Below are 7272 nucleotides of genomic sequence, written 5' to 3'. Positions count from 1 at the left end.
CGCGCGCGCGCGGGGGGGCCCCCGCGCGCGGGGGCGCCCCCGCCCGCGGGGTCCTTCCTGCGATCGCTCGCGCCCCGCACGGCGCAGCCGCCGCGGACCGCCGCGCTCCCGGCCCGGCGGCCGGTGCCGCCTACTGCGGCAGGCGCAGGCCCGCGACGAGGAGGCCCACCAGTCGGCGCGCGTCGTAGCCGGGGTTGTTGTACGCGCCGATGCAGAGGTTCCCGACGCCGCGCATGAGCGTGTAGGCGTCCAGGTCGGAGCGGATCCCGCCGGCGGCGGCCGCGGCTTCGATCAGACCGGCGCAGACCGGCACCAGCCGGTCGACGAAGTAGGCGTGCAGCGCGTCGAAGTCGGCATTGTCGGACTGCAGTACGGCGGCGAGGCCGTGCTTGGTGACCAGGAAGTCGACGAAGAGGTCGATCCACTGCCCCAGTGCGGCGTACGGGGTCTCGGCGGTCGCGAGCAGTGCCGGTCCGGCCTCGGCGCAGGCCTCCACCTGGTGCCGGTAGACGGCGATGATCAGATCCGCCCGCGTCGGGAAGTGGCGATAGATCGTGCCGGTGCCGACGCCGGCCTCGGCCGCGATGTCGCGCACCGGCGCCTCGACGCCCGACCTGACGAAGACCGCGGCGGCCGCGTCGAGCAGGGCCCCCTCGTTGCGCCGGGCGTCCGCCCGCTTGGGCCGGGCGGTACGCCCGGCCTCCCCGTCGCCGCCGTTCACCGCGCCGCCTCTCCGCTGCCGTCCTTGCTAAACGGAACAGCGTTCCGTATCGTTAGTGGAACAACGTTCCGTTTGCCCATGATGCCAGAGCACCGGGCCGACGACCAGCAACGTCCCCCCAGCACGCCCTCATTCGCACGAGGAGACACGGTCATGCAGTACCGCACGATGGGCCCCACCGGTGTTCGGGTCAGCACCCTCGCGCTCGGCGCGATGAACTTCGGCGCGATCGGACGCACCACCCAGGACGAGGCCACCGCCATCGTCGATGCCGCCCTCGAGGCCGGGATCAACCTCATCGACACCGCCGACATGTACAGCAGCGGCGAGTCGGAGGAGATGGTCGGCAAGGCCATCGCCGGCCGCCGCGACGACATCGTGCTGGCCACCAAGGCAGGCATGCCGATGGGCGAGGAGCTCAACCACCAGGGCAGTTCGCGCCGCTGGCTGGTCACCGAACTGGAGAACAGCCTGCGCCGCCTCGGCGTCGACCACGTCGACCTCTACCAGATCCACCGGTGGGACCCGCGCACCACCGACGAGGAGACGCTGTCGGCCCTGACCGACCTCCGGCGCGCGGGGAAGATCCGCTCCTTCGGCTCCTCGACGTTCCCGGCGTACCGCATCGTCCAGGCCCAGTGGGCCGCCCGGGAGCACCACCTCGGCCGCTACGTCACCGAGCAGCCCAGCTACTCCGTCCTGCAGCGCGGCATCGAGACCCACGTCCTGCCGGTGACCGCCGAGTACGGGCTCGGCGTCCTGGCGTGGAGCCCGCTGGCCTCGGGCTGGCTGTCGGGCGCGGTCCGCCGGGGCCGGGAGATCACCACCAACCGCTCGGCGCTCCTGCCGCAGCGCTTCGACCCCGCCGTCCCGTCCAACCGCGCCAGGCTCGACGCCGTCGAACGGCTCGCCGGGGTCGCCGACGAGGCCGGCCTGACGATGATCCAGCTCGCGCTCGGCTTCGTGACCGCGCACCCCGCCGTGACCAGCGCGCTGATCGGCCCCCGCACCCTGGACCACCTGCACGCGCAGCTCGCCGCGGCGGACACCGTGCTCCCGGCCGACGTGCTCGATGCGATCGACGCCGTCGTCGCACCCGGCACCGACCTCGCCCCGCACGAGAAGTTCGACACCCCGCCGGCCCTGCTCGACCCCTCGCTGCGCCGCCGTTGACGATCCGCCAGGACGTCGGCACCACCACCGGCGGTGGCGCAGCGGCCCGAGGACGATGTCGGGGGATCTGCGTACACTGACGGCCATGGCATGCCGCATCAGTGAGCTGGTCATCGACGCCGCCGACCCGGAGCTGCTCGCCGGGTTCTGGAGCGGGGTCCTCGGCTACGTCGAGCTCGGCCGGGAGGACGACGGAAGCATCGAGATCGGCCCTGCCGATGCCGGCTTCGGCGGGCCGCAGCCCACCCTGGTCATCAGCCCCAGCAGTGACCCGCGGAGCGGGAAGCTCCGGCTGCACATCGACGTCAGCGCCACCGACCGCGACCAGGACGCCGAACTGGAGCGGCTGCTCGCACTCGGCGCCCGGCCGGCCGACGTCGGCCAGACCGGCCAGGAGAGCTGGCACGTCCTGGCCGACCCGGAGGGCAACGAGTTCTGCCTGCTGCGCGCGCGGATCCGGCCCGTCTGACCGGTCGTCGCGCAAGCGCGCCCCGGCCGGCCGGGAGGGCGCGGCCGCCCTCCCGGAGGCGTCGGTGCGGTCAGCCGCCCATCAGGGTGTTGAACTCGCCGTAGTCGACGGCGTCGGTGAGGCTCGTGTAGGTGCCGGTGGCGGCGAGTTCCGCGGCGACCCGGCGGACGACGGCGTAGGCCGCCTCCGCGACGGAGGAGCCGAGGCTGACGCGGGCCACGCCGAGCTTCGAGAGGTCGGCCACGGAGGGGGCCCCGGGGCCCGCCAGGATGTTGACGGGGGCCGGGATGCCGTCGGCCAGCGCGGCGACCGTCCCGGGCTCGGTGACGCCGGGGACGAAGATGCCGCTGGCGCCGGCGTCGAGGTAGGCCCGGGCGCGGTCCAGGGTCTCCTTGAGGCGGGTCTCCTCGGTGCCGACGGCCCGGAGGTAGGTGTCGATGCGGGCGTTGATGTAGAGCGGGACACCGGCCTCGTCCGCCGCCCGGCGGGCGGCGGCGATCCGCTCGGCCTGCTCGTCCGCGGACCGCAGGCCGGGGCTGCCGTCGGCCGGGGCGTCCTCGATGTTGATGCCGACGGCGCCGGCCGCGATCACCTGCGCGACGGTGTCGGCGACCTCGGAGGGGGTGGCGCCGAAGCCGCTCTCGATGTCGGCGGTGACGGGCACGGAGACGGCGTCCACCACGCGGGCGATCAGTGCGACGGCCTGGTCGCGGTCGAGGTGGTTGCCGTCCGCGGCGCCCAGGCCCCAGGCGACACCGGCGCTGGTGGTGGCGATCGCCCTGGCCCCGGAGGCCTCGACGAGGCGGGCGCTGGCCGCGTCCCAGGCGTTGGCAAGGGCCAGTGGCGCCGCGGCGTCGTGGAGCGAGTGGAACAGTTGTGCATTGCGGTGCTGTGCAGTCATGGCGGCATTGAATCAGCGACAACAGGCGGACCGCTGGCAGTATTGCGACACTGCCGTTGGCCCGGTACGAAGGGCTCCCTCCGGTTCCGAACAGTCGGTCGAGTCGGACCGCCGGGGCCTTTGTTCGGGCGCTGCTCAAAACCGGTTGTTCTGCCGTACCGCACCCGGGTTTTGAGTATGCTCGCCGCGTGCATATCAACAGGGAGCTATGCATCCGAGCCGTGCGCTCCAAGGACGCCCGTTTCGACGGCCTCTTCTACACCGCCGTAGTGACCACGCGGATCTACTGCCGTCCCAGCTGTCCCGGAGTGCCGCCCAAGGACGAGAACATGACGTTCTATCCGAACGCGGCCGCCGCCCAGCAGGCGGGGTTCCGGGCGTGCAAACGCTGTCGGCCGGACGCGAGCCCGGGCTCGCCGCGGTGGAACGAGCGGGCCGACCTGGTGGCCAGGGCGATGCGCCTGATCGCCGACGGCGTCGTCGACCGCGGCGGGGTCTCCGAGCTGGCCGCCCGGCTCGGCTACAGCGTCCGGCAGATCCAGCGGCAGCTGCTGGCCGAGGTCGGGGCCGGCCCGGTCGCCCTGGCAAGAGCCCAACGCGCGCAGACCGCACGCCTGTTGATCGAGACCAGCGCCCTCCCGATGGCCGAGGTCGCATTCGCCGCCGGGTTCTCCAGCATCCGCAGCTTCAACGAGACGGTCCGCCAGGTCTTCGCGCTCGCCCCGACCGAGTTACGCAGCCGCCCCTCGGGGCCGGCCCCGGACGCGGCGAAGGGCGCCCTGACCCTGCGGCTGCCGTTCCGGGAACCGCTGACGCCGGGCAACCTGTTCGGGCACCTCGTCGCCACCGCGGTTCCCGGGGTGGAGGAGTGGCGCGACGGCGCCTACCGGCGCACCCTGCGGCTGCCGCACGGCCCGGGCGTCGTCTCCCTGCGCCCGATGCCCGACCACATCCAGTGCCGTCTCGCGCTCGCCGACCTCCGCGACCTGTCCACCGCGATCAGCCGGTGCCGGTGGCTGCTCGATCTGGACGCCGACCCGGTCGCGGTGGACGAACTTCTCTGCCAGGACGAGGCGTTGGCGCCGCACGTTCGCAAGGAGCCCGGCCGCCGGGTGCCCCGGACGGTGGACGGGGCGGAGTTCGCGGTCCGCGCGGTGCTCGGCCAGCAGGTGTCGACGGCCGCGGCCCGCACCCTCGCCGGGCGCCTGGTGGCCGAGCACGGCGAGCCCTTCGACGACCGCGAGGGCGGCCTCACTCACCTCTTCCCGACCCCGCAGGCGCTGACCGCGCTGGACCCGGAGCGCCTCGCGCTCCCCCGCGCCCGGCGCACCACGCTGACCACCCTGGTCACGGCGCTGGCCGACGGGGAGCTCGACCTCTCGGCGGGCGGCGACTGGGAGCAGACCCGCAGCCGGCTCGGCGCACTGCCCGGCGCCGGCCCCTGGACGGTGGAGACCGTCGCCATGCGGGCGCTCGGGGACCCGGACGCCTTCGTGCCCACCGACCTCGGGGTCCGCGAGGCCGCCCGGCGCCTCGGCCTGCCGGCGACGCCCGCCGCACTGGCCGCCCGCGCCGCCTCCTGGCGGCCCTGGCGCGCCTACGCCGTGCAGTACCTGTGGGCGACCGGGGACCATCCGGCCAACCGGCTGCCCGGTGACCAGGCTCCGGCGCACCCTGCGCACGGCCGTCGCGCCGCGCACCGGGCGGGCGCCACCGGCCCCGGGGAGCGCTGAGCGCCCCATGTCGCCGACCTGGTTCACCGTGGTCACCCCGCTGCCCACCGGCCCCATGAGCATCGCGGTCACCGCGCAGGGTGTGCTGGCGGCGGCCTTCACGCCCGCCGAGCGCGCGGCCCTGCCGCCCGGTCCGGAGCTGCCCGATCCGGCGTCCGACCGCCGGGCGGTGGCGGTGCGCACCCGCCTGGACGAGTACTTCGCCGGCCGCCGCAGGGCGCTGGACCTGCCGGTCGACTGGGGCCTGACGGGCGGCGTGCAGCGGACCGTCCTGACCGCCCTGCACCGCGAGGTCGGTTTCGGACGGACCATCAGTTATGGTGAACTCGCCGACCTCAGTGGCGCGTTCGCGTCAGAACGGGAATCGCGCGGGCTCGCCGCCCGGGCGGTCGGCTCGATCATCGGCTCCAATCCGCTCTCCCTGCTGGTGCCCACCCACCGCGTGGTGGCGGCCGGGGGTCTCGGCGGATTCGGCGGCGGCGACGACGGCATGGCCGCGAAGCGCTGGCTGCTGACCCTGGAAGGCCATCTGGAGCCGACCCTCGACTGGTCGGCTCCCTGAGCAAGGTCCGGGCGACCCCCGTCGCCCGGTGATCCCTCGGCCGTACCCGCCCGAACCCGGGGCGCCGTACGCCGCAGCTCTACGCGCGCAGCTCGCCGGGCTGTGCGTCTCCCTGCCCCGCCGGACAACCCGGCCCGGGGCGGACCGGACGAGTCAACCGCCGCTCCCGACCGGGGCGCGCGGACGATGGGGGAGCCCAATGGGACGGCCCGAGAAGCCGCTGAACCTGGCAGCCGATCCGATCACGATGTTCGCCCGCGACCTGAGAGAGCTGCGCCGCCGCGCGGGCAATCCGAGCTACCGCGACATGTCGAAGGTCGCGCTGTTCTCGCCGTCCGTGCTCTCCAGCGCCGCCAGCGGGCACCAGCCGCCCACGCTGCAGGTCACCCTGGGATTCGTGGACGCGTGCGGCGGCGACCGGGCGGAGTGGAAGGCCCGGTGGGGCGCGGCGTTCCTGGGCGGTGACCGCGGGGAGCGGGGCAGGCCGGCCGAGCCGGCGGAGGCGTCCGGCGACCGCTGGCCGTCGTCACCGGAACTGCCCGGGGCGACCGACGGGTTCGGCCTGGCCGGGCCCTCGGCGGTGCTGCCGGTGCCGGCCCAGCTCCCGTTATGCCCGAGGTACTTCGTCGGCCGAAGAACGGAGTTGAGGCAGGCCTGGCGGGCGCCGGCGGCGCCGGCGGACGTGATCGAACCGCTGGTGGTGACCGGGCCGGTCGGGGTCGGCAAGACGGCGTTCGCGCTGAAGGTGGCGCACGACCTCGCCGCGCGCTTCCCGGACGGGCAGCTGTACGCGGACCTGGAGGCGACCGATTCGCATGCGGTGATGCTCGGCTTCCTTCGGGCACTCGGGGTGCCGATCCGGCAGGCCACCGGGGGCCCGGGGCACCTGACCGGCCTCTACCGGTCGCTGCTGGCCCGGCGCCGGATCCTGGTGGTGCTGGACAACGTGCGCGACGAACGGCAGATCAGGCCGCTGCTGACCTCCACGACCTGCAGCATGACGCTGATCTCCAGCCGCAACCGGCTGCTGGGGGTGGACGAGGTGCGGCGGATCGCGCTGGACGTGCTGCCGCCGCCGACGGCGCTCGACCTGGTGGCCGCCTGGGTGGGGCGCGAGCGGGTGGAGGCCGAACGGGCCGCCTGCGACCGGCTGGTGGAGCTCTGCGACCTGCTGCCGCTGGCGCTGAACATCGTGGCACGCCGGCTGGCCGCCCAGCCCGGCCGCTCGATCGGCGCCCTGCTGGACCAACTCACCACGGAGGGGAGCCTGCTGGGGCTGCTGCGGATCGGCGACGTGAGCCTGCGCAGCCGGATGGCGCGGGCGTACGAGCTGCTCGACAACTCGGCCCGCACCGCGCTGTGGCACCTGGCGTCGGTGGACTCCCCGACCGGCGAGAAGCTCGCCGAGCTGCTGGAGTGCGGGGTCGGGGAGGCCGAGGACGTCCTGGAGGAACTCGTCGACAGCGGACTGGTGGTGGACACCGCCGGGGTCGGCCAGGGCTACGCCGTGCCCGGGCTGTGCCTGGCGTTCGTCGCGGAGCAGTCCGGCGCGGCGGGCGGGCGGGCGCGGCCCGAGGCCGTGCTGCACATGCCGGAGGCATGACCCCCCGGGGGGGGGGGGGGGGGCCCGGGGGGGGGCCGCCCCCGCCGGGAACTCGGCGGGCCCCCCCCCGAGAGGGTGTTGTGGGTATGGTGGTGATCGCGGGGCACTAT

7 protein-coding genes are annotated in these 7272 nt (G+C 74.6%); 5 read left to right on the top strand and 2 right to left on the bottom strand.

The window, feature by feature from the left end; translation table 11 throughout:
• Positions 1–130 precede the first annotated feature (130 nt).
• Positions 131–721, bottom strand: a complete 591-nt coding sequence (locus tag ACFV0G_RS31240; protein WP_380555298.1) for a TetR/AcrR family transcriptional regulator — start codon at positions 719–721, stop codon at positions 131–133.
• A 153-nt stretch (positions 722–874) separates the two neighbouring features.
• Between ACFV0G_RS31240 and ACFV0G_RS31235 the strand changes: the two genes are divergently transcribed.
• The gene (locus tag ACFV0G_RS31235; protein WP_380555296.1) at positions 875–1894 is read left to right on the top strand and encodes an aldo/keto reductase; all 1020 of its coding nucleotides are present in this window, start codon (positions 875–877) and stop codon (positions 1892–1894) included.
• An 85-nt stretch (positions 1895–1979) separates the two neighbouring features.
• Positions 1980–2363, top strand: coding sequence for a VOC family protein (locus ACFV0G_RS31230; protein WP_380555294.1), 384 nt, complete (start codon positions 1980–1982; stop codon positions 2361–2363).
• A 70-nt stretch (positions 2364–2433) separates the two neighbouring features.
• On the opposite strand, the gene ACFV0G_RS31225 is transcribed toward ACFV0G_RS31230, so the two are convergent.
• The gene (locus ACFV0G_RS31225; RefSeq protein ID WP_380555292.1) at positions 2434–3264 is read right to left on the bottom strand and encodes an isocitrate lyase/phosphoenolpyruvate mutase family protein; all 831 of its coding nucleotides are present in this window, start codon (positions 3262–3264) and stop codon (positions 2434–2436) included.
• Positions 3265–3452: 188 nt separating this feature from the next.
• Here ACFV0G_RS31225 and ACFV0G_RS31220 point away from each other — a divergent pair, with 188 nt between their 5' ends.
• From ACFV0G_RS31220 to ACFV0G_RS31210, 3 genes are all read left to right on the top strand, one after another.
• On the top strand, positions 3453–4997 hold the full coding sequence (locus ACFV0G_RS31220; protein WP_380555290.1) for an AlkA N-terminal domain-containing protein: 1545 nt from the start codon (positions 3453–3455) through the stop codon (positions 4995–4997).
• A 7-nt stretch (positions 4998–5004) separates the two neighbouring features.
• A complete protein-coding gene (locus ACFV0G_RS31215; RefSeq protein ID WP_380555288.1) occupies positions 5005–5559 on the top strand; it encodes a methylated-DNA--[protein]-cysteine S-methyltransferase in 555 nt (184 codons plus the stop codon).
• A 199-nt stretch (positions 5560–5758) separates the two neighbouring features.
• Complete coding sequence (locus tag ACFV0G_RS31210; RefSeq protein WP_380555286.1) at positions 5759–7162, top strand: NB-ARC domain-containing protein; 1404 nt, start codon at positions 5759–5761, stop codon at positions 7160–7162.
• Positions 7163–7272: the final 110 nt, after the last annotated feature.

It is taken from the genome of Kitasatospora sp. NPDC059571 (assembly GCF_042735675.1).
GTDB lineage: Bacteria > Actinomycetota > Actinomycetes > Streptomycetales > Streptomycetaceae > Kitasatospora.
Note: the sequence above shows the minus strand (reverse complement) of the source record. Positions and strands in the feature narration are given on the sequence as shown.

Bases quoted from the DNA above. Each gene is read 5' to 3' on its own strand.
- ACFV0G_RS31215 (WP_380555288.1), top strand. From the start codon at position 5,005: ATGTCGCCGACCTGGTTCACCGTGGTCACCCCGCTGCCCACCGGCCCC.
- ACFV0G_RS31230 (WP_380555294.1), top strand. From the start codon at position 1,980: ATGGCATGCCGCATCAGTGAGCTGGTCATCGACGCCGCCGACCCGGAG.
- ACFV0G_RS31210 (WP_380555286.1), top strand. From the start codon at position 5,759: ATGGGACGGCCCGAGAAGCCGCTGAACCTGGCAGCCGATCCGATCACG.
- ACFV0G_RS31225 (WP_380555292.1), bottom strand. From the start codon at position 3,264: ATGACTGCACAGCACCGCAATGCACAACTGTTCCACTCGCTCCACGAC.
- ACFV0G_RS31235 (WP_380555296.1), top strand. From the start codon at position 875: ATGCAGTACCGCACGATGGGCCCCACCGGTGTTCGGGTCAGCACCCTC.